Here is a 22770-nt window from a genome sequence, read left to right on the forward strand (position 1 = left end):
CAACCGCATTCACCGGATTGTACACCAATATCGAATCATCCAAACCCGCCGAAGTGATCGCGGCAAAGTCGCCATCGACCGCCACCACGCTGGAAATCCGTACAGGAACATAACCCAACGTTGTCGTCAATGGATTCACCTGATCCGGCAAAAAGCCCATCCGCATCACAGCCCCATGGCCGTTTCTACCCACGCCATCGTGCCGCGAAACCGCAACAAAAACATCACCCGAACCCGCAAATGGAACCGTCAAGGTCGCCAAATCCGGAATGCCATTCCCCAGGAATGAATTGGGGAATCGGCCATAAAGGGTTCCGGGCGTGACATTCGTCGGATCAATGTGCAAAGTAAACGCAAGGCCATGGCCAAACGTGACCGGCGTGCCAGCATCCCCCCAATGCACCAAGAAAAAGACCGTGTCTCCGACCGGAAACGAATCCAATTCGGGTTCAATCCAAACCGGTACGCCGGTCAGAATGTCATTGTTTTTGTTGTGGGTGAGGCCGAAATTCTGGTGAATGGCGATCGTATCGGCAAATTGCACAATGCCATTGCCATCGCAGTCCAAGTGCTTGAAATTGGCACCCAGCGGCAACGAATTGCTCCAATTGGTTGCGGGTTGACCATGCCAACTGAGGGTCGCATTGGGCCTCGTCGTGCCTGTAGCAGCCATGCCGTAGGCAACGGCCAGCAAGTCGGCATTGTCGGCCACACCATCGTGATTCGCATCGCCCGGCCACACGCAATCCGGCGCGAGTTGCAATTGGATCGTATCTGCAGCGGTGCAGCCATTGACATCCGTAACCGTCAAACTATACGTCCCACTCGCACTCACACTCAGGCTACTCGTGGTCGCGCCTGTGGACCAAGCATAGCTGCTTGCCCCATTCGGCCCTGTCAACACCCAAGTTGTATCCGGGCAGGGCCAAGACGAAATTCGAGAGGAAAATGGCACGCCAGCAGCGCCGGCAGCCCGCTCACCCTGCACCCGTCGCACCACCTCACACTGTCGGTCGCGCCATGTTCCCAAGGTAGGTGTTGAATCCTGCCGTAGCCAAGGATATTCGCTCCCAGACAAACCGTTTGTTGGGACCAATGGAAACAGTGGGGCGGAATGGTCAACACCCGAGCGGTCCCGTCAGCCATCGCGTCCGTCACAGTCCGCCATAAGTCCCACTCGCACTCACGGTCACATTGTTGGTGGTTGCGCCATTGCTCCAGAGGTAGCTGCTGAATCCCGGGGTTGCCGCAAAAGTCGCATTCGTCCCGGGACAAACCGTCTGATTGGGGCCGATGGAACAGTGGGGCGTAATTGTGGGCAAAAAAACCTTAACCAGAGTAGCGGCGGCCGTGAAGGTGTCCCGGACAAACCGTCTTGCCAAGAAGTCGAGGATTACCAATCGGTTTGGGTACTGCTCGCCGTCCCGCATTGATCCGATGCGGTTAAAGTCACAACATGCAGGCCGCAGGGAAGCGTGACGGTCAAAGTTGTAGGCCCGCTGTTGCCGCTGCCACCGTTGGCGAGACAGTTTTGGCCCAGAATCGACCAATTGAGCATGGCCCCCGGCGTGCCGGTCGAGGTGAAGGTGACTGTATTTCCAACGACATTGGACGTAAATGATGCAGTGAGGCCACTTGGACATGCCGCCGAACATTGTAGCAACGAAGTCCCATTCGCAGGGGTTGGAAGGGGTGTCCAGTTCAACGGTGTCGCCGTCAAGGCTGTGCTGCTGATGATTGCTGCAGAATATGTGGCGGTGGTATTGGTGAATTCAACCACGGCCTGCGGCGCATAAACCGATGCCGGCAATTGGCAATCGGTAGGGGAGCTGTGCCGGTGAATTTCGAGCGGATTTGCGGTGATTCCGGATTTGCCCAGCGTATAACATTGTCCGGAGCCAGCAACGTAGGCATCCCAGGTGTCTTCGTTGTAGGTGGCACCGGTCGTGCCGTAGGCATTGAAAGTCAGGGTGAAAGTCGATGGATCCAAATCCACCACGAACTTCTCCTTCTGCGGGGCCACATTGAATTGTGATGGGTTCCGGTTGAGGGTACCCCAGCCGATCCAATGCCCGTTGGGGTACTTTACCAAACTCCGAATCACCGGTTTTTGGAGCGGATTGTTGGCCGAACCCGTCATGCCTACGCGGTAGAGCCTGCTTTCGACCGCATGGGTCATCGTATTGAACCGGAATACGCCCAAGCGCGGCGTAGAACCGGTGCCCGCATAGATGTCACTGACAGACAGCATGCCATACATATTCCCATCGCAGTCCATTCCCAATCCCATTTCGCCCAAAAAGAAGGCGTTTGTTCCTCCGAATGGCAGCGTGGTCGTGTACTTCTCATAGCCGATGCCAGCCGGATTCAGGTGGACAAATTCGAGCGTGGTGCTGTTCGAATTCGGCTGTTGCACCAACCACATCGAACCGTCAGGCGCTTCCATTCCCCCATAAATTTTGGAGGTATTGAGGTAGCGCACATACTGAACGTTGAAGTTGAGATCCAGCTTGATATAATAACTGTTGAATTGGCCTTGACCCTCCTTGACTACGAAAAAGTAGCCACTCGGAACCTTGAACGAAGTTGTTCCCAATTGCCCGATCGTGTTGATGGGCAGGTATTTGGCTTGAACAACGTTCCCGAATTTGTCCAATTCGCCCCAAAATGGATCAAAGTTGGATCCGGAGTTGAACGAATGCCCGATAAAAGCAAAATGCCCATTGCTCATGGCGTGGAGGTCGAAGATTTGCGTCGCACCACCAGTCCAAGTGGTCATGGGGCCGCGGATGGCACCCGACGAATCAAATGCCATCAAACAGGCATTCGGATTCATTGTCGCAGTCGCCACCATCACGTCGCCGTTGGGTTGCGCTGCAATCGCGTGGACATTGAAGTCAAATCCATTTGCAAAAACGGTACGGAAGGATGCGGTGCTAGTGTTGTTGACGATGACCGTCTGACAACTGCTATGCGTCGCGCAGGCATTGGACACCGTTTGGCAAATGACATACGTGCCGGGCAAGGCATACGTATGGCTGCTCTGCACGCCTGTCGCGGTGGTGCCATCCCCAAAGTCCCAAGAAATCGTGCCATTGACCGCTGCATTCGTGATGGTCGCAGTAAGGCCGGCTGTAGAGGTGATCGAGAAGTTGGAATAGGGAATCGGGCAGGTGAAATTGTAACAATAAGTATTGCTCCCGCAGGCATTGGTCGCCGTAAGGCAAATGTTGAAATTCCCCCCGTTGACGTATGGCGCAAAGTAAGTCTTCACGGGATTGGCCACGGTACTCGTTGTCCCGTCACCAAAAGCCCAGCTGTAAGACTGTCCCAAGGTGCTCGTGTTCGTGAAGGTAAGCTGCCCGGGAGCCGTAACCGCATAGGTAAATCCAGCCACCGGTATCGCCGGACTCACCAAAACCGTGCGCCAAGTCGTGTCCTGGCAGGGTGCGTCGTAATAAACCGTTCCCAGCGTGTAGGTGCCCGCGACGGTCGGCGTCCAACTGAAGCTGCTGCCTGTTCCCATCGAAACGCCATTCACCAGCCAACTCAACCCCGTAGAATTCAGACCACTTGTTTCGGTATAGGTATTCGTCGAATTCACGCAAATATTTGCAGGTCCGCTCACAACCGCCGTGGAGCAAGCATGCACGGGGATCGAAAACGTATCCGAGCCACAGCCATTGGTGGCGATCACCGTCACCGGCCAAGTGCCGTAGGGCGGATAGCTATGCACCGGGTCATTCGTAGTACCGGTTGTGCCATCCCCAAAATCATAGAAAATCGAATAAAACCCAAAGGTGTTCTCGTTGAAAGCCACTTGCCCACCTCCTTGTGGAGTGGTGGTCACCGAAAGGCAGGGATTCATACAGGTATAGGTTCCGTTATTGGTGATACTGAGCTGCCTTTGTGCCGAAAACGCCAAGTTGTCGGTCGACAGCGTCAAACTTGGCGCTACGGTACTGCCCAAGACCCCCACGAAGGGAAGGGTGCCAGCGGTGAAATTTTGCGAGGAAACCGATGGCGGTGTTCCACTGCACGATTGCCGCACATCGTAGCCCGGCACGACAGCGAGATACCGGTAGTCGATATTCGCAGCGGTGAGGCAGGAATGCATGTCAAAGGCAAACATCGGATCACCAAAAGGCGAGCCGGTGACGGTACTTTGAAACTTGTTGCTCCCGGACCCGGGGTAAACCTTTTGTCCTTGTACCACCCCATTGTTATCGAGGACGATCAAATAAATTTCCTCCGTATAGGGATAGTTGCAGTTCATTGTCGATTGCAGTGTCACCCTTGCAGTGGCAGTCACGACGAGGTCGTTGGAACCCGGTGCTGCGACACCTGCCGCCTCGATCACGGTATAAGGAAGTCCCCAAAGCCCAGGCGTCGGCCGGAATTTTTTGGCCCAGCGCACCGCCATTGTACTGTCCGTACGAATCACCTTCACCGTATCGGCAACCATGCTCACGATTCCGAGGCCATGGTCTTGGTAAATCGTGTAGTTGGTTCCAACATTGAACAGGTCCTTGAGCCGGTTGCCATTCGCATTCAGAACCGTGACGCGCCCAAAGCAGGTCACGTACAGGCGCTGATCGATTCCCCAAAAGGCTTCCACCGGATCAGCTCCTGGATAGAAATTATGCCAGTCCGGAACAAAGCTTGCGCCAAATCGCACCACCCCAAATCCAGTCGTCGATGTTGCCTTGTACACAAGATAGATATGATCGTTCGTGTCAGCCACCATCTGAACCAAGTTGCTGTTGGTAATCTTCAATTGATTCAAGACGATCCCCATCGTATCCACCGTGCAGACGCGGCTATCTGCAGTGTTGCTGAGCCAGATATGGCTATTCTTTTGAATCACATTGGGGCCAGAAATATTGCCTGCCCAGCTCATGTATTGATCCATTTGCTTGTTCAACACATAATGATCAAAGTTGAATGTTGCGATGGGCGAAAACACAACATGCCCGTTCATCCCCATCGCATGGTACGACCGCATCGTCTGCGGACCATATTGACCGGCCTCCGGCCGCACGCTGATCCTGCAGCAAGCCTCCGGCTTAAGAAAGGAAGAGACCTTGTCAAGACCGCCTCCCGATTACCGCCAAACACCCGACATCCCGCATTCCATCCCAACCGCAGCCAAAAACAGCAAATGCCCCGTTCCATGAATAACCAACCTGTTTGCGCTCCGAGCTGATTTTTCGGCCCGCGGCCGCAATATCAGCGGGGAGGAAATACAATGTATACCCGCAATGCTACCCAGAGGCCGCTCCTCCGGAGCAAGACCCGCGACAAATCCTGCTGTTTGCGTAGCGCCGCCGACGCGGGAGGTGCAAGAAATGTAGCGTCATCGGCGCTCACACCGCATTTCCGGGTAGCGCCGCCGACGCACTCCATCCACCATTTGAAAATACCTCCCAAACCATTCCCCTTCGATCAAAAACAAAAACCGCTGACCAGATCTTCAAAATCCGGTCAGCGGTTTTTTATTCGAGGATCATCCCTACTGCACAACCACCTTGAACATCCGCCGTTGCTCCACGCCGGATGTCACTTCCACGAGATAGGTGCCAGGAGTTAAATGCTGGATGTCAATGGCTACCTCGTGATGCAACTCCGGTAGGGTTTGCACCTGCAATTGCCGGCCAAACATGTCCGAGATCTTCACCGTGAACGCATCAACAATCGGAGAAGCCGTGCGCAAACGCAATTCGCCTTGACCTATGCCGCGGGAAACCGGGTTTGGGTAGAGGGAGAGTCCGCCAAAATTCCCCATCCCAGCGTCAATGCCGACGAAGGTCACAAACAGGGTGTCACTGACCGCCGTGCAGCCATTGCTGTCTGTCACCATGATCGAATAACTACCTGACTGTGTGACGATATACGTTCCGCCATTCGCGCCGGAAATGTTGTTGCCATTCAGCAGCCATTGCATCGTCGGGTACGTCGGGGTACAAATCACCGAATTGCCATTTTGCGAAAGGGTAGGGGTCGGTGCCGGTATTGCAACCACGGTGAAGGTTTGCGTAGCAGAGCAACCTGCACCGTCCGTCACCGTCACCGTATAGCTGCCGGGGGCCAAGCCAACCAAATCCTGCGTGCTGTCTCCCGTACTCCAAACGTAGGAATAGCCTAAACAGTCGTTACCTCCGGATGGACTCAAGTCGATCATCCCCGCAGTATCCCCTGCACAAGTCGAGGTCACGCCCGCATTGGTCAAAATTGCTGGCGGACTCAGGATCGTCACACTATCCACCGCGGTCCCGCCGCCTGCATCGGTGACGGTCACGTAATAGACACCTGCTGCCAAACCCGAAATGGTCGCCGTCGTGGCCCCGTTGCTCCACAAATAGGTGTCGTTGCCACAGCCTCCGCTTCCGGATACATGGGCAATCCCATCGTTGCCACCCGGACATGTGAGGTGGTAGCCACACAGGGACGAATCAGGCCAAGCTTGCGTCGTCGGATTTTGCCCCACGACGGTGATGTTGGTCACGCAAGTGGATGTGTTCCCGTTCGCATCCGTCACCGTCAAGGTCACAGCGTTGGAGCCAACATTTCCGCAGGTGAAGGCGGATTGGCTCAGGTTCAGGCTATTGATCGTGCAATTGTCGGTGCTGCCGCTGCCTACTGCGGCTGCGGTTACCGTACCGTTTCCATTGACATCCAAGGTCACCGTGACAGCCTGACAATTCGCTGTCGGCGCAACATTGTCCACAGTGACCGTAACAGCGATCCGCGGCGAATTCGAACAGGATCCACCCGTCGCTTCGGCATAGTAGGTTGTTGTCACAGTAGGGGTGACCACAAAGTTGGCCCCGCTTGCACTTGATCCAATGGCGACGCCGCCCGAGGGCACCGTGAACCAAGAAATGGTATTGCCGACCGAGGTTGCATTCATATCAGCCGATCCACCAGGGCATATCATCGAAGGAATGGCTGTCACATTGGAAGGTGTGGCACAAGGAGGCACAATCACATCCGGTGTGATCACGACCTCACCATTCCCGAGCCGAAATCCACTTGTCAATGTGCCGCCGGTCACGCCGCCGATGTAGGAAGATCCACCGCCACCGCCGCCAAAAAGGCCGCCACCGCCGCCATACCATCCGCCGCCGCCGCCTGCACCACAAGCGCCATCACCTTCGCCGCGACCACCTGCGCCAAAAGATCCCGCCTGCGGTGTATGGCAACATGCGACGCCTGCCGCACCGCCAGCCGACTGCGTGCCGCCTTTGCCACCGCTTTGCGGCCAAGTATTCCAAGTGCCGCCGTCTCCGCCAATCAATCCGCCGCCAGCGCCACCTGCACGGTTTTGACTCGCCGAATTGGTGCCGCCGCCGCCGCCGCCTCCGACGATCACCCGGTTGGCCAAGCCATAAGGGCTGATGCGCACATCCGATCCGCCCCCTCCCGTGCCACCGGAAGACGGTGCCGTAAATCCTGCCCCGCCATTGTACCCCCCCGTAGGCGTCGTGGAGTTGAAAAAGGCTCCGGCCCCCCCGACATACACCTCGAGCACCTGTCCCGGCGTCACCGATAGCGAACCTTGGGCCCGTCCTCCCATGCCTCCGGGTGCATTGGTAATGCCGCCACCTTGCGCACCTTTGGCATCGATCGTCACCGAAATCACCCCGGGCGGAACGGTATAAGTCTGAACGCCGCCCGTATAGGAAAAGGTCGTTGCCTGTGCCAAAAGGGTATTCCCCGCGGAAACAAGCAGCAGCACCGCCAACATCATTCTACCCATCCTGCCCCGTTGATGCAGAATACCTTGCATTGATCGTAGTGTTTTTCTCATGTCTTAAAGTGTTGATAAAGGAGATCCACAAAATAGGAATTCTTGCGCGATTTCTTTTCAGTTACAGCAGGGAATTTGACGATGAAATTTATGCCGGTCGGGACCCTTGCCAGCAGCGGCTCCCTGTTGAAGCGACGGCTCCCTTTTGAAGCGGCGGGTTTCGGCTCTTTCATGAAGGGGCGGCCTCCGGCCGCACGCTGATCCTGCAGCAAGCCTCCGGCTTAAGAAAGTGAGTGACATTGTGAGGACCTGATGAAGCAGCAGCCCCCTGTTGAAGCGACGGCCCTTTAATGAAGCGGCGGCTCTCTTTTGAAGCGACGGCCTCCGGCCGAACGCTGATCCTGCAGCAAGCCTCCGGCTTAAGAAAGTGAGTGACATTGTCAAGACCGTATCGCGATTACCACCTAAGACCCGACATCTCGCAATCAATCCCAATCTTAAGCCTAAAACAGCCCATGCATTGTTCCATGAATAACAAACCTGTTTGCCCTCTCCGCTGCTTTTTCGGCCCGCGGCCGAAAAAGCAGCGGGGAAATAAAATGGATAACCGCAATGCTACCCAGACGCCGCTCCTCCGGAGCAAAACCCCAACAAATCCTGCTGTTTGGGTAGCACCGCCGACGCTGGAGGTGCAAGAAACAAAGCGTCATCGGCGCTCACACCGCGTTCTGCGTAGCACCAATGACGCAGGAAGGACACACAAACATAGCGTCATCGGCGCTCACACCGCGTTCTGGGTAGCGCCGATGACGCAGATATATCAGTGAAACATGCAACCAATTCAGCCCTCCACCTCATTCCTCAAAAAAATCAATCACCTGCCGCCCATTCACATCCACGAATCCACAAAGATGTTTCCCCCGTTGTACCTGCCGCACACGGATCAACCCGCATCCCACCACCGACAGTTCCTGTCTTGCAAGCGGGACACGCACATTCCCGCGCACATCGACCATACACGAACGCCGACCACAACTCACCTCCAAGATTTCCGGAGAGGCCGTGGACTGCACAAACGTCGCAACCTTCGGAAGAATACATTCTCCATCACGCCGGTACAAGGCAAACTTTCCCGATTTCGACCCCACTTGAAACAACGCAGGCGTCACCGCAGCAATCACATGGCGCTGCTTGGCAAGTTGTGGATGGGCACGGACAAAACGCATCAGTTCGACGGTCAATTCTTCATCCACTTGAAACGGCCCCAACAAGCTGTCATTCTTCAGGGATTTCCCTTCGACATGATCCCAATCCCGTAAGAAAAGCCAACCGTTGTCATAGTAGATCGGCCCGTCGTGAACCGTATCCTGATACACCCAGTTCCCGAGGCTGTCGATGATCCCATTGACAAGTTTGCCCTTCCCGGATGCGTCAACAATATACTGCTTTGCCTGACAGTAGCCGTTTTCAAAGTCCCAAAGCGATGCTGCCTTCAGGAGCAGCTTGCCTTCAAAACTCCAAAGCTCAGCATACTGATCCTCGAAGATTCCATTTTTGGCAACGATGGTCCTTGTGGCGGGATCGATGTGGATTTGTCCATGGACGGGCGGCAAAATGCGGTTTCCTTGCGGATCGATCACGCCCATTTTTTCCCTGTCGGTCCGTCGAATATCCAAGATGAACCCCGACGAATCATATTCGAAGTCCTGATCGGCGAAATCGACCACCACATTGCCCAAGCGGTCCACCAAGGCACGTTCGCCCGCTTTTTCCTTGATCTGCCAACCCGCTTTCGCCAACATTTGCCGATTCCAATCCCGTTCCGAAATCAGCTGATGCTCCTTTCCGACCTTCCAATACCCGTTTTCCCGATCCCTGCATCCGATCGTTGGGTCGTCATGATCCTTGCCGGGATACAACGGATACATCCATTGCGCATCCACACAGGCCGTATCCCTCGGAAGGCAAGGATATTTCAATTGCAAATCCGCAGGCCAATCCAAACGTTGAAACGGCGCATCGGCAGTCACAGCAAACCATTGATCAGCCTGCCGAACCCAAAAAGCATCCAATCGCGCTTCATTGTAGATCACCTGATCCAAATCGAAATCCTGCACGAGTTTGCCCGACGAATCCACAAGCCCGATTTTTCCGGATTTGCGCACCGCCAACAAGCCCGCAACCACCACCTCGGCCACATCATCCAAAAGCAGCCCGTCCAACAGAAACCCATTGCGATGCGCAAGCCTCCATCGAGAGGGCACCTGCGTTTTCCCGGCCAATTGCACCGCCGGTTCACCCGTCGCCTCCTCAAAAGCAAACAACCCGTTGCCAAATCCCTTTCCATCCCGATAGCTAACCGGAATCACCACATTCCCCTGCAAATCGAGCAAGCCATACGCCTCCCTGCGGTAATGCCGGCGCCGGTGGAAATGCCGCTCAAACGGATACTGTGGAAGGCTGTAGGCCAACATCGCGCCACCCTCCGGAGCGCAAAGCCGATAAGGAACACGCGGCAAAATCGGCTTCCCCTGCAAATCGATCAAGCACCCCTGACCATCCATCACCACCGGCAAGACACAGCCTTGGCCATCCACAACCATCGAAAGCAGCAGCCCAAACCCCAAAATCGCAATTCGAAGGGCAGTCCTAAACACAGACCTCAGCGGATGAACACCAACCATGGCCCCAATTACGACCATTCAGCGCCGTCCCAAAGTCCCAAAAGGTTGACACATTTGGACTTGCACAGGAGTTCGTGATAAACCGCCAAGAATGAACCTACTGCAACAGCAAAACAGTCCCCCAACGCACAGCAGGGGCAAACAATTGCAGGAAATAGGAGCCTTTGGATAGGTGGGAGATCTTATTCAGAATGCACTAAATGAAATGCAACAAGGTTCGCGCTACTGTTCACTTTTCACTTTTCACTTTTCACTTCTCACGGTACGGATATTCTTGAACACAAATGACTGAATATCAGGTATTAAAAAGAGCTTTTCAGAGGGTTTGAAAACACCACTCTTAAACCAGCCCCAAACATTGTTGGGGTTTGGCTTGGTCAAGTAATACATTTCAAACATTGAAAGCAAGGGGGTAGATTGGCCAATGGGTCTGTGGGGTACACTTATCCACACAACCAAACCAATGACCAGTATGAATCCTGCAATCAGGATTCACTTCCTTCGGCTGATTTTTGGAAAATCAAAAGACCCATGTCTCGTGAAACACCTTCTTGACGTCCATCGGTAGTTCGATCGACACAGGCCTTCCGAGCGCATCGTATTCTATGTCAGTGCGGTAGCTGCCTTCCAACATCGTGCTCTCATACAAGCAAGATGTCCCGGATGGAACCCAATCCACCCGAAAAACACTCGTCGGCATCGTGGACAAAATCTCACCCTCGGCGATGACCTTCCTTGTCTTGTACTTCGGTTGCCCTTTGAAGTCATATTGGCCGATCTCGACCATGCCGGACTCGTCGTAGTTTTTGTATGGCCTTTTTTATCGCATTCCAAAGAAAATCCCAAAACATCGATTCCTAAAAACCAAGGTCGTTCGGAGGGGCTCGCAGATATTTTGACCCATTACCCTCAGCGTCGTTCCATAAATGGAACGCGTTTTCACAGGGTTTTCTTGGGTGCTGGAGCGATACAAACACCGATTGTCTAGATATACTTCGAGATCCCAAAAGGACTCAGCCATACCCATCGCCTCATCTAAAAATAGTACTTCAAAGATCTACTTTTCTATCCTCCTGTTTATCAGCTCCGTTCCTTGATCGGAACGCCTTTTCCTAGGGTTTTCTTGGGTGCTGGACGGCAAAATTTTTTATCCATCAGACCGCAATTTTTGTGCAAAGTCTCGTAATTCTTGATCAGCGTTATGTGCCAACATTTTTCGTTCTCGTTCAAAAAGTTTCAAGTACTCCTCCTCGAGAGCAATTAAATCTCGATTGCCAACCATTTTTGCAAGTGTAAGGCCATCCCGTGCTCTTGAGGATGCAAAAGTTGCATACTCCAAATTGCCGGTTGGATCAGAATTGAGGTATTCTTCAATACTTGCGAGGCTTCCAAAACGAGCCCAGAATTCACGCCCTTCAATTCTCAGAAACGCAATCAATGTCTCCAAGTAGGGAATCAATTCTGCTTTCGTCTTAAAATTGAACGTATACTTTCTGTCCTTACCCATCATGCGGTCAAAACTTGCATATAGCAAAGTATATATCTTCTTTCCTTTTGTGATACTCCCTGCACGCCTAGCGACGGCCACAGATGAAAGTACGAGCCCGACCTGTAGGCAATACTCATAATCACTTCCAGTCAAAATAAACAGCAAGGTTGGTGAGGCCATTCCCACCGCCTCCTCCTGATTTCCATAAATTGTGTCGCTACCTTCTGGTAGTCGAACCATGCCAAACTCTTCTTTCAAAAAGGGACCAACCATTTGGTCGATAAGATCTCGTATTTCTTGCTTTTTCATTTCACTATTGATTATTTCTTGAAAGTTATTTTGCCTGATGGCGAATGAACATTTATACCGGAAAGATTAATTTTTGTTCCAGCGTGGAGTCCTAAGGGCGCACCCGCATTTCCCCGAATTGTAATCGTCAAGTCACTTGCATGTTCAAATAGTTGCAATAATTTACCTTGTTCAGCGGTAAGCGTATTTTTTAGATTGGTCATGTCTATACCCTTAATGCTGAACTTTGCCTCATTGTACCATAATTCCATATCCACCATACGAGTGAGATTATCCATTCGAAAATTAGCTCTCAAGGATTTGCCGTTTACGGTTCCTCTTGCAGTGGCGCTAACTTCCGTTGCATTCGCCAAAACATTAGCATTTTTATTCAACATAGAGGATACTTTTGCCGCAAATGCTTTACCATTTGAAGAATTCTGTTGAATCGTAGAAGGCTTGCTCGGCTTTGTTGGACCTTGAGCTAATGGATTGGAAGCTCGCACGCCATTTGAATATGACCCGCTTCCGGTACTTGGACCTTGAATCGGTGGCTTTGGTGCGGCCGACCCCATCTCTGCCGTGACCAGAGGATCAACTGCGGCAGGGGATGCCTGCGTCTCGGGGAGTGGACTTTTCGAAGGGCTTCCCCCCATCCCTGCAAGTACGGCTACATCAAAAGTTGACGATTCGACGTAAGTAGCTCCAGTCTTTGCAACATCATGCAAATCACCCTGCCTGGCAGAACCCGCCATATCATACGCAGTCCAAAATCCCTTACTTGGACCTGGCAATGCGTTGCTCGTATAAAATCGAAACAAAGGCTCTACACTACCACTTTCCTTCGAAGCTTTGATGTTATCCGCAATTGTAAGCCAAAGACCAATTGGGCCCAACGAAAGTTGATACAGGTTCTTAGGAAGTTCCAACCAGAAGGCCTCCTTACCAGCAATGGCACCCCCGATAACGTCATTTTTATCATGAACCCCTTGCTCTAAACCGTCTAAGTCTACGAAATTAATCGGCTGATTACCAGCATACTGATAAGGAGTATAAAACGGATAATCCCCAGCTAAAGGATCTATCGACACAAACCTACACGTCCAAGCCGCATAATACCGGGCCCCATAATAATACAACCCCGACTCCTCGTCCCGCTCTTTCCCACAAAACCGATACCGCTTCTTGGAATAGCTCCCAAAACTCGTCTCTCCAAACGGAAAATACTCTTCCCTCGATATCAAAGAACCCGACGAATCTACCGTCACCGATGAATTCCCTAGATGGTCTTCCAGATTGTACCGCACCGCAGGCGAAGAATCTCCAGAAAACGCACTTCCGACGCGTTTGACGGCGATCCTTGACCGCCCATCCATCACGTGGACTTCATTGTGCGCTTCGGAAATGACAGCTGCACTGCTGAGCTTGTACAAATGCTCGAACCCACCGTCAATATACACCGTCACCACGGAATTTCCCGAGCCATCGACGACAATTTTCTTCACACGGTTGCCGCCGCCATCGTACAAATAGGCTGCCTGAACGCTACTGCCCTCGGCAAATCCCCGCATCCGGTCGCCGTAGTCCCATTCAAACGAACGCGAAGCACCCTCAGAAACCATATTTCCGTTGGCATCGAAGGTGTAGTTCAGCGTCGTGCTGCCATACTTGATCTTGGTGGCGAGGTTGCTTGAAGCAAATGCCGCAGTGGGCGCGGAATCAAAATCATTGAAATAGCGGTGGAAATTGTTGGAGACGCTTACATAATGGTACAGGTCGAGCATGTTCCCCAACTTATCATACTTGTAAGTGCGGATATAGCTCGTTGTGCCCGTATCGCTCAAATCAGGGACAGAATAGCCTTCATTCCAAGGGTCGGAGACATTCCCATAAGCCCCTGATGCACGTCCAGTTGCGCGAATCAACCGCGGGCATTTCTCACAAGCTGCCTATTCGTCGCTTGCTCTTATTCGAAGTCCCGGATCAACTCATCAGGCGTGGCACCACCAGAACCACCGACGCCGCAATTGGGGGTCGCATCTGTGATATGGACAATGTTTCCCGCGAGGTCATAGTCGTAGGCGGAGTCGTATTTTGTGGAGCCGGAGCTTGGGGTATAGGTCAAAGTGGATAGCGTGAAGCCCTCGGTTTTTTGCCGCAGCAGCCTGAAGTTCACCGGATCGTAGGCAAAACGTGTCATCAGCCCATTCCCGTAGCTGACGAGAATCTTTTGCCCTTTGGTCCCGAGAATCGGGATAGGCAAGCCGAGAAACATACACCGTACTGTCCAAGGAAATCGATTCCATGGCACCCGCACGGTTGTAGGTCGGTTCCACGATCTTGCGCCCAGTCGATACATCTGCCGGCAAGGTGATGGAGGTCGGCCTTCCCAGTGCATCGTATTCTATATCAGTCACATAATTGCCTTCCAGAAGCGCCCCTTCGTTGGTGCATTCCTGACCAGTACCCCCAGGAATCCAATCCACGCGATAGATGGTGGGCATCGCGCCGACAACCAAACCATCCTTGATGACTTGTCGCGATTTGCTTTTCGGCTGCCCCTTGTAGTCGTAGGCCAGCATTTCCACCATGCCAGCCTCGTCGTAGTTTTTGTAAGGCCTTTTTTATCGCATTTCAAAGAACAATCCAAAAATCCGATTCCTGCAAACCAAGGCCGTTCGGCGAGGCCAGTAGATATTTTGACCCATTACCAGGACAGCAGATATTTTGACCCATTACCCTTACCGAGGTATCGCTATTCCCAGTGATTTAAGATGAATTTTTGCACTGTTCTGCAACCCATTGGCAGTGGCATACTCCCAATAATCTGCCGCAAATTCTTCCAACCTACCGTTGCGATAAATGCTTGCAAGCGAAACTAAGTATTGCCAGCGTTGAAATTCTGAGAGACCTCTTAGCGTATTCGATATCAGACTCTCCAAGAGACTTTCGTCGGAAATGTATCTCATTATTTCTGGAATTGCCTTTTTCGTAAGTAGGCTGACAATTTCTTCCGCAAAGGCTTCGATGTCTTTTATTGATTCAATATCCCACCAATGGTCCTTTTTTTCTGGGAGCAACCATCCGATTCGCTCTCGCCAATGGCATTCTGATTCAGACGGTAATTCGTCACCACCAATATCTTCAATTTCGTTAAGTTTTGTAGAACTAACGCCTAAATTGATGGTAAAAGCAACTTGCCCCATCCTTTCACTACCTCGAGTCTGGAAATTTATCAAACCCCAATTCCCATACTGGAAGAAATAAAAAGTTGTCCCTTTTTTCTTGAATCCATGTAGCTTTAATGTCTTCTCGACTTTTTTTAATAATTCTTGATAATTTCCCATGCGCTACCAATTGTTTGGTTTTCTGATTAAAACGACATCTAAACCATATTGTTCTTTGATTGCCCAATCTTTATTCCTTTGGTCTACAGTATGAGGCGAATTTCCTGTTTTGCATTCAATTGCGCCGACCCTTTGTCCATTTTTCGATAGAACAATATCCAATACCCTGTCACCGAACATCGTTTTCATAGTCACTCCATATTCAATGTCGAAACCTTCTTTTTCAAGCAAAGTACCCAAATCTTTTTCAAACGTCTTTCCATTTTCATAGTTGATCTTGACTTGAGGGACTGTGCTTGTGGAAGTATTAATTCCCGGTAGTGCCTTGCCATCACCGACCTTATTTTTCGGGGTTGGAGTTACGAGTTTTGTGTTATTAGCTGGGCCTTTTGCCGGAACGGTGACTGAACCTGTGTTGGTTGTCAACTTGTAGCCAAAAAGAGGTTTTACAGCTACAGGTGATGGAGAATAAGCACCAGTAAATCTCGCAATTGGTTTCTCATTGCCTTTTAATATTTCGCCTTTGACACCGCCAAGAGAATAAAACGCAGCTTCATTGACTCCCTCCCATACCTGCATCGGCGTTGAAATTGGATGAAATTTTTCTGGATCATTTCCGGCTGCAACCCACTTATCATAGTTTTGACGATTCTTAATCGCGTAGGCCTTGTCTTGTGATGCCCACCTTTCACCTGCGCTTTGGCTACCCCAATTCTCAAGCCAAGCGTCTTCTACATCTTGTTGTTCTCCTAAATGATCTACGTTGATTTCACATCGAGTTGCGTAAACTCTCCGATCCAGTTCTCTATCAGTTGCCTCCACCGCGCCTCTAGTGGTCATACCATGATCATCGCGGGTAATGGCTGGCTTCGCCAAATTTGCAGGTGGCTTTGACTTTTCTTGACCACCCCCCGGCGCCAACCCATCCACATCCACCAAAACCACTGGATTATTAGCCGCATAACAATTCGGCGAAGAATCTGGCATAGACCCAGCCAACGGATCAAGACTTACAAACCGACAAGTCCAAGGCGCATAATACCGAGCCCCATAGTAATACAACCCACTTTCCTCATCCCGCTCCTTCCCATTGTACCGATACCGCTTGATCAAATAGCTCCCAAACGATGTCTCTCCAAACGGAAAATACTCTTCCCGATTTATCAAAGAACCAGCTTCACTCAAGGTAAACGAAGCATTCCCAAGGTGGTCTTCAAGATTGTACTTAACCTCATCGGCAATACCATTCTCGACCTTAATCCTTGCAACTCGCGAACGCCCGTCCATGACGTGAATCTCATTGTATTCATCGTCAACGGTGTTGGTGCCGTCCAGCGTGTAAAGATATTCAAAACCCCCATCAATGTAAACGGTGACCTCCTTCAAGGATGCAGATTTCCGCACCACTTTTTTCACGCGGTTACCGCCAGCGTCGTAATAGTAGGCCGCGGTGGTAGTCCCTTCCGCAAAACCCCGAAGTTGGTCGGCAAAGTCCCACTCAAATGACCGTCCAGCGCCTTCTGTGAGCATATTCCCATTGTCGTCGAAGGTATAATTGACCACAGTCCCAGCATACTCAATGTCCGTTGCCAAGTTGCTCAGTTCGAATGGGGTGCTAGACGCAGAGTTAAAAACCCGATGGAACTGATTCCCAGTGCCGCCATGGTGGTACAGGTCAAGCATGTTGCCCAGCTTATCATAGGTGTATTCGCGATAATAGGCGACCGTGCCACCTGCGGAAGTGTCGGGTGTCGGTCTGAAATTGGGATCCGAAGTGCTCACATGGGACCCAGCCTCACGACCAGTTGCATAGATCAACCGATACAGTGCATCATACGCGAAGATGCGAATCAGTTCATCTGGATTGGTCGCATTGGTCCCACCCACAGCACATTCGGTCGTCTTGTCCACCATCCCCACGATGTTTCCGGCAAGGTCGTACGTGTAGGCGCAGTCTTGCTTGGTAGTGCCGGAGCTTGGGGTATAGGTAAGAGAAGACAAAGTGAATGCCTCGGTCTTCTGTCTCAACAGCCTGAAATTGACCGGGTTCCCGATGCTCGGGACAGGCTCCGGCATGGCGCGTCATCAAGCCACATCCGAGCACGGATAGAATCTTCTGACCCTTGGCGTTGTAGGCGATCCGACTTACGTAGGTGTCGCTGTCCAGCATAATTACTGTCATCGCCCCGGCCCGATTGTAAGTCGGCGTGACAAGCTTGCGACTGCTGTTGACGTCCATCGGAAGTTCGATCGACACAGGCCTTCCGAGCGCATCATATTCTATGTCAGTGCGGTAGCTGCCTTCCAACATCGTGCTTTCATACAAGCAAGATGTCCCGGAAGGAACCCAATCCACCCGATAAACACTCGTCGGCATCGTGGACAAAATCTCTCCATCAGCGATGACCTTTCTTGTCTTGTACTTCGGTTGCCCTTTGTAGTCATATTGGCCGATCTCGACCATGCCGGCCTCGTCGTAGTTCTTCCAAGGCCTGCCCATAAAATTGTCGGCCACAGCACTCGGATGTCCCTCACCATAAACCGCATGCTGCCGCATCGTCACATCCTCAGAACCAGCATCCCGCGCCCACATCCCCACAGGCCGCAACAATTCATCATAAGAACTCAAAACCAAAGCCCCCTTGGCATCCTGCATCTCCACAGGCAACCCAGCCGCATTGATCACCACCGTCGAAACACCTTTGTCGATATGCGTCGTCTTGAGCGGCTGATTGGCAAGGTCATAGACATGCAAGAAAGCGCTGTCACGGCTGGTATTCACATCCACCTTGATCGCATCATCCACCCGCAGCTTGTTCCCACGGATGTCATAGAAGTATTTCATCACCACGAGTTCTAAGCCACCGTTGTAGTTCCGGTCGGTGCTCTCGATCATCCGTCCGAGTGCATCGATTTTGACAGAACGCGGCGTGTAATAGTGGTCAGGATCAACATTGTGCCCACCGCTAGGATGCGTCAAGGGCGCCAAGTCATTCGCGTCGTAAGTATAGCTCTCCCAAGGCGTGGGAATAAACGCGGCCAACGCCGTCAAGTCTGGCAAGCCACTCACCAACGGCAGCTTACCCGTCACCACCCGCTGCTCAGTTCCATCCGGATTCACCGACCGCACAGCGCGCCCGATGGAGTCGTAGTACATCACAACCTTTTGCCCATAGTAGGAGGGGAGTGCACCCGAGACCGTCGCGGGTTGGTAGTCCCAGCCCGTGGAATAAAATGGCTCCCATTGCTCAATCACCGCCCCCTTGTTGTTGGTCGTCTTGAAGCCGTTGACGATCACATTGATGGCCGACGTGGATGTGTTTTCTACGCCCACAGCATTGCCGTTGGTTCCTTGAATCGCAGGCAATCCCGAATCCCCAAAGTCCTGATCGCCAAAAATCACTTCCTCCGCCTGCGCCCGCGTTTGGATCACGCGCCCGAAGCCATCGGAGTAGGCCTTTTGCACAAGGGTATCGTTTTCATGTCCAGTTGGAACCCCGGTATCATTCACATGGTGCTCCCGTTGCGTCGTCTTTACATAAGCCGGAAGCCCATTTTGCATCCAATTCAGCAAATCGTACTCCATGATGGAACTTGCGGTAAAGTTGGGCCTGTTAGTTCCCTCGGAAAGCCAATCCCCGAGAGCCTGACTCGTCTTCCCCATCACGCCAGCCTCCACCACAAACCCCAGCGGCGAAAACCGCACCGCCGAACGGTTCCCATTCGGGTCGGTGATCAGGCAGGGCTGCAGGAGGCGGTAGTCGTAAACGGCCTCCACTTGCATCCCGAGCGCATCAGTGGTGATCGTCGGCAGCAGGTTGTAGGCATCGTATTCTACTGTGGAGACATTACGGAAGGGGTCCTTCGACTCTAAGGCTAGGCCACGCTATAAATATCAGCGACGATCCTGAAATGGAACGCCCTTGTACAGTTGTTTCTAGGGTGTTGGTTTGTTCAGTGGCAACTGGTTGGCATTCACATTGGCGGACACAACCTACCATGGTTTTTCAAGCAAATACGTCAAAGAATCTGCCAGCAGATAATCTGAACCATTACCACTACTACCATTCCAAATCTGGAACATCACCATGTGGGGAGGAAAAAACGTCGTCATCACTCGGAGGATACGTCAGTTTCTCAATCTCTACCCAAGGAAAACTTGCAAAAATACCTTCAAGTTCTTCCTTGGAAGGGCTCTTTGCTTGCATGGAAAAATATTTTACAAGCGACTCGGCAATTAATTTTCCTAACAAGAAAGTTGGTTGAGAGCCTTCAATGACTTCGTTTCCGGCTAGCGCAATCGAAACAAGCTTGATCCGATCTTTTCCCAATGTTGTTGGCGAATTAGGGACCAAGGGAAATGATGTTCGCTGTAAAGCATCGCTTTCTTCTATTCTTAAGAGATCGAATGAAAAAACGTAGGTCCAATCACCTGATTTGATCTTTCCATAAACGGGTAATAATCTATCGTTTAGAAAACATTCGAACTGGATAATCAACCGTCGGTCAACAAGGAAGTCAGGGTAATCTCCAGGCGAGACAAAATCAATTTGAAACATAGTCATAAGAAATCTATTTAAGTTTTGGGGGAAATTTACCACGCTGGGGTAACCCATATTTTTTTGCATGACGAGAGTGAATCGTCCAGAAATAGCCTTACACAATTGTAAGGAATTGTCCTGAAATAGCTTTACACAAATGTTGTAAGAGTTATGCAAGGAAGGAAACATCAGATGGGGGCTGTGAGCAAGTACAGCCATTCATTTCGCCAACAAGTGGCGATGGACTATGAGAAGGGTGACCTTAGCTATTTGCAGGTCGCTGAGAAATACGGTCTCAAGGGGCGTGACACTGTAAAGGAATGGGTGAAGACATTTCGGAAAAATGGCGAAATTTGTTCTTCCGATTCAATTTTGGCCACTATGACCGATCAGGAAAAGCGCGATGCTGACGCCAAGGACCTTCGCATCAAGGAACTGGAGAGGCTGCTTGAGGACGAGCGTCTTCGCAGTCTGGCGTATTCAACGATGATTGACGTAGCTGAAGAGGAACTGGGGGTGCCAATTAGAAAAAAGTCTGGGCCCAAACAGTCCAAAGGATGATTGCCTCGCCGCAAAAAGCGAGCATTAAGCGGCTTTGTGAACTGTTTGGGTATTCGCGGCAGGCTTGGTACGACCATGGTTGGCATGTCGACGACTGCAGGATGCGGGAGGACGAAATCGTCGAGTTGGTCAGAATCAGCGCAAGAATGGTCGGTTCGGTGCGCGGACACTTCTAGATATGATGGGCTCCGAGTTGGAGGATCGCGGCCTTAACATTGGTCGGGACAAACTGCTCGATTTGCTGCGCGAGCGCGGTATGCTGGTGCGCCCTAAACGCAAACACGTGCGCACGACCAACTCCCGCCATCATTATCGAAAGTGGCCTTATCTCCTTGAAAATCTAGGAATTACGCAAGCCGAGCAGGTTTGGGTCTGCGACATCACTTACATTCGAACGAAGGGTGGTTTTCTGTACCTGTTCTTGATCACCGATGCCTATTCGCACAAGGTAATGGGCTTCCACCTGAGCCACACGATGGAGGCTAAGGGTGCGGTGTCTGCGCTGCGCATGGCACTTTCGCAACGGATTTACCCCGAAAGGAAGCTGATTCACCACTCCGACCGAGGAGTGCAATATTGCAGCACCAACTACGTGAAGGTCTTGCAAGATGCTGGTATTGAGATCAGCATGACCGAGGGCGCCAGCCCACACCAAAACACGATCGCCGAACGCATCAACCGTACCTTCAAAGAGCAGCTTTATATGGACCAGACCTTTGACGGGTATAAAGATGCAATAGCCTGCCTAATGAATGCAGTGAGAGTGTACAATCACCAAAGGCCACACAGCAGTTGCAGCAGAATGACCCCGGAGCAGGCACACAAGACCAAGGTGCCGCTCAAGAGGGAGTGGAAAAGCTACGGCAATAAACGGCCATCGGCGGAGGCGCTCGGCGCCCTCCACACCACCAGCCAGGTTTGATAGTTATAGTTAAATCATGGAGCCTGTAAAGCCATGTCAGGACGAAAATCCAATCCTGACAACCTATTTCAGGATGTTCTTTGGAAGTGTAAATTCATTTCAGGATTATTGTCGAAACCTGTAAGGTTTTTTCAGGACGATGCCGTAAGTTGTTTTCACGACGATGCCAACTTCTGATTTCAAACTGCCAAGTGTCCCAACCCCGATCATACCCCGACTCAACCCCGACTGTACCCCGACGTTACCCGACTAGGACTTGCTGTCTACTTGCCCAATAGCAGCACATAACCTTTACCCAAACAGCATTGAAACTGCCGAACACGCGTACACAACCAGCCTACCATCCTCCCGACAAGCCAAAGTAGTGGTATTCCTCCTCACCAACAACCACTTGACTTTTTCAGAAGACTTGTGTAGCTTCGATTTGTCCTTGCATCCCTTGCCCAGTTCAAATATTCTCAACCTCAACATTGAAAACAATGGCAAAACAATTCGGAGTCATCCATTTCTTTGGTAAAATCGGCGATGTGGTCGGTTACCGTGATGCAAACGGCGTAGCCCGGGTGCGTAAAAACACCAACCTCAACAAGGAAAGGCTTCACGCGGATCCCAAATTCGCGGGTTCGCGCACAGCTTGGCCTTACTTGGCAATGTCCTCCGCGGCCGGAGCAGCCATTCGGCACGCTTTATTTCCGCTCGGTAGCCACAACAAAGACCGCCAAACTGCTACCCGTTTGGTCAGCCTTTGCCACCGCGCACTTCGGTATTTCCACCCCGATGAAACGCCGGAGGTTTTTCCATTTACACAAGTCAAATCAAGCTTGGAAGGATTTGCCTTTTTGAAAGAGAATTGCATCAGCAGATTCACCGGCCGCATAGAAGCTACCGAACCGGAGCCTGAAACCGGAACCATCGATATTCGTGTCAATGAATGGACCATCTCCACGCATGAAGCCGCTGCAAAATACGTCACCCATTTCCGGTGGCGCGTTATCGTCGCCGCCTTGCCATCCCATCCGACGATCCAACGACACTACGAAATCTTCGACAGCCCATGGTTTCCCATCTCGGAAAAACAACCCTGGACTTGCCAAGTTCCCTACGCCGAATTTCTCCCCGAAGATGGCCATGTGATCATCGCCATCGCCAGCGAATCCGCCCAAATCTGCAATGGCATTTACGAAACCC

17 protein-coding genes are annotated in these 22770 nt (G+C 51.7%); 4 read left to right on the plus strand and 13 right to left on the minus strand.

Features of this window, described 5'->3' with window-relative positions:
- From IPN95_28055 to IPN95_28115, 13 genes are all read right to left on the minus strand, one after another.
- Positions 1 to 1096, minus strand: a 1096-nt coding sequence (locus IPN95_28055; GenBank protein ID MBK9453182.1) for a hypothetical protein, incomplete at its 3' end; no start/stop codon positions are given.
- A 58-nt stretch (positions 1097 to 1154) separates the two neighbouring features.
- Entirely contained in the window at positions 1155 to 1430 is a 276-nt protein-coding gene (locus IPN95_28060) for a hypothetical protein (protein MBK9453183.1), read from the minus strand.
- The gene (locus tag IPN95_28065; protein MBK9453184.1) at positions 1394 to 5005 is read right to left on the minus strand and encodes a PKD domain-containing protein; all 3612 of its coding nucleotides are present in this window, start codon (positions 5003 to 5005) and stop codon (positions 1394 to 1396) included. The genes IPN95_28060 and IPN95_28065 overlap by 37 nt, the downstream gene beginning before the upstream one ends.
- Positions 5006 to 5512: 507 nt before the next feature.
- On the minus strand, positions 5513 to 7810 hold the full coding sequence (locus tag IPN95_28070) for a T9SS type A sorting domain-containing protein (GenBank protein ID MBK9453185.1): 2298 nt from the start codon (positions 7808 to 7810) through the stop codon (positions 5513 to 5515).
- Positions 7807 to 8022, minus strand: coding sequence for a hypothetical protein (locus tag IPN95_28075; protein MBK9453186.1), 216 nt, complete (start codon positions 8020 to 8022; stop codon positions 7807 to 7809). Before IPN95_28075 ends, IPN95_28070 begins: the two co-directional genes overlap by 4 nt.
- A gap of 582 nt (positions 8023 to 8604) precedes the next feature.
- Positions 8605 to 10407, minus strand: coding sequence for a WG repeat-containing protein (locus IPN95_28080; protein MBK9453187.1), 1803 nt, complete (start codon positions 10405 to 10407; stop codon positions 8605 to 8607).
- 547 nt (positions 10408 to 10954) lie between these two features.
- Positions 10955 to 11221, minus strand: a complete 267-nt coding sequence (locus tag IPN95_28085) for a hypothetical protein (protein ID MBK9453188.1) — start codon at positions 11219 to 11221, stop codon at positions 10955 to 10957.
- Between the two features lie 360 nt (positions 11222 to 11581).
- On the minus strand, positions 11582 to 12232 hold the full coding sequence (locus IPN95_28090) for a hypothetical protein (GenBank protein ID MBK9453189.1): 651 nt from the start codon (positions 12230 to 12232) through the stop codon (positions 11582 to 11584).
- Positions 12233 to 12243: 11 nt separating this feature from the next.
- On the minus strand, positions 12244 to 14136 hold the full coding sequence (locus IPN95_28095; GenBank protein MBK9453190.1) for a hypothetical protein: 1893 nt from the start codon (positions 14134 to 14136) through the stop codon (positions 12244 to 12246).
- A gap of 41 nt (positions 14137 to 14177) precedes the next feature.
- A complete protein-coding gene (locus IPN95_28100) occupies positions 14178 to 14486 on the minus strand; it encodes a hypothetical protein (GenBank protein MBK9453191.1) in 309 nt (102 codons plus the stop codon).
- A 466-nt stretch (positions 14487 to 14952) separates the two neighbouring features.
- On the minus strand, positions 14953 to 15558 hold the full coding sequence (locus IPN95_28105; GenBank protein MBK9453192.1) for a DUF4304 domain-containing protein: 606 nt from the start codon (positions 15556 to 15558) through the stop codon (positions 14953 to 14955).
- A 3-nt stretch (positions 15559 to 15561) separates the two neighbouring features.
- On the minus strand, positions 15562 to 17586 hold the full coding sequence (locus tag IPN95_28110; protein ID MBK9453193.1) for an RHS repeat-associated core domain-containing protein: 2025 nt from the start codon (positions 17584 to 17586) through the stop codon (positions 15562 to 15564).
- A gap of 2033 nt (positions 17587 to 19619) precedes the next feature.
- Positions 19620 to 20186: a hypothetical protein gene (locus IPN95_28115; GenBank protein ID MBK9453194.1), complete on the minus strand. Its 567-nt coding sequence runs from the start codon at positions 20184 to 20186 to the stop codon at positions 19620 to 19622.
- 84 nt (positions 20187 to 20270) lie between these two features.
- Between IPN95_28115 and IPN95_28120 the strand changes: the two genes are divergently transcribed.
- The 4 genes from IPN95_28120 to IPN95_28135 all read left to right on the plus strand — a co-directional run.
- Positions 20271 to 20660: a transposase gene (locus IPN95_28120; GenBank protein MBK9453195.1), complete on the plus strand. Its 390-nt coding sequence runs from the start codon at positions 20271 to 20273 to the stop codon at positions 20658 to 20660.
- The gene (locus IPN95_28125) at positions 20657 to 20836 is read left to right on the plus strand and encodes a hypothetical protein (GenBank protein MBK9453196.1); all 180 of its coding nucleotides are present in this window, start codon (positions 20657 to 20659) and stop codon (positions 20834 to 20836) included. The genes IPN95_28120 and IPN95_28125 overlap by 4 nt, the downstream gene beginning before the upstream one ends.
- Positions 20837 to 20838: 2 nt before the next feature.
- Entirely contained in the window at positions 20839 to 21582 is a 744-nt protein-coding gene (locus tag IPN95_28130) for an IS3 family transposase (GenBank protein MBK9453197.1), read from the plus strand.
- Between the two features lie 479 nt (positions 21583 to 22061).
- Positions 22062 to 22770: hypothetical protein (locus tag IPN95_28135; protein ID MBK9453198.1), on the plus strand; the 709-nt coding region annotated here is incomplete at its 3' end.

Source organism: Bacteroidota bacterium (genome assembly GCA_016718825.1).
In the GTDB taxonomy this organism is placed as follows: Bacteria; Bacteroidota; Bacteroidia; order J057; family JADKCL01; genus JADKCL01.

Excerpts from the sequence above, each read along its gene's own strand:
- IPN95_28060 (MBK9453183.1), bottom strand. The coding sequence starts at position 1,430 with ATGCGGGACGGCGAGCAGTACCCAAACCGATTGGTAATCCTCGACTTC.
- IPN95_28065 (MBK9453184.1), bottom strand. The coding sequence starts at position 5,005 with ATGCGGTCGTACCATGCGATGGGGATGAACGGGCATGTTGTGTTTTCG.
- IPN95_28070 (MBK9453185.1), bottom strand. The coding sequence starts at position 7,810 with ATGAGAAAAACACTACGATCAATGCAAGGTATTCTGCATCAACGGGGC.
- IPN95_28085 (MBK9453188.1), bottom strand. The coding sequence starts at position 11,221 with ATGGTCGAGATCGGCCAATATGACTTCAAAGGGCAACCGAAGTACAAG.
- IPN95_28090 (MBK9453189.1), bottom strand. The coding sequence starts at position 12,232 with ATGAAAAAGCAAGAAATACGAGATCTTATCGACCAAATGGTTGGTCCC.
- IPN95_28100 (MBK9453191.1), bottom strand. The coding sequence starts at position 14,486 with ATGTTTCTCGGCTTGCCTATCCCGATTCTCGGGACCAAAGGGCAAAAG.
- IPN95_28105 (MBK9453192.1), bottom strand. The coding sequence starts at position 15,558 with ATGGGAAATTATCAAGAATTATTAAAAAAAGTCGAGAAGACATTAAAG.
- IPN95_28115 (MBK9453194.1), bottom strand. The coding sequence starts at position 20,186 with ATGCAAAAAAATATGGGTTACCCCAGCGTGGTAAATTTCCCCCAAAAC.
- IPN95_28120 (MBK9453195.1), top strand. The coding sequence starts at position 20,271 with ATGCAAGGAAGGAAACATCAGATGGGGGCTGTGAGCAAGTACAGCCAT.
- IPN95_28125 (MBK9453196.1), top strand. The coding sequence starts at position 20,657 with ATGATTGCCTCGCCGCAAAAAGCGAGCATTAAGCGGCTTTGTGAACTG.
- IPN95_28130 (MBK9453197.1), top strand. The coding sequence starts at position 20,839 with ATGATGGGCTCCGAGTTGGAGGATCGCGGCCTTAACATTGGTCGGGAC.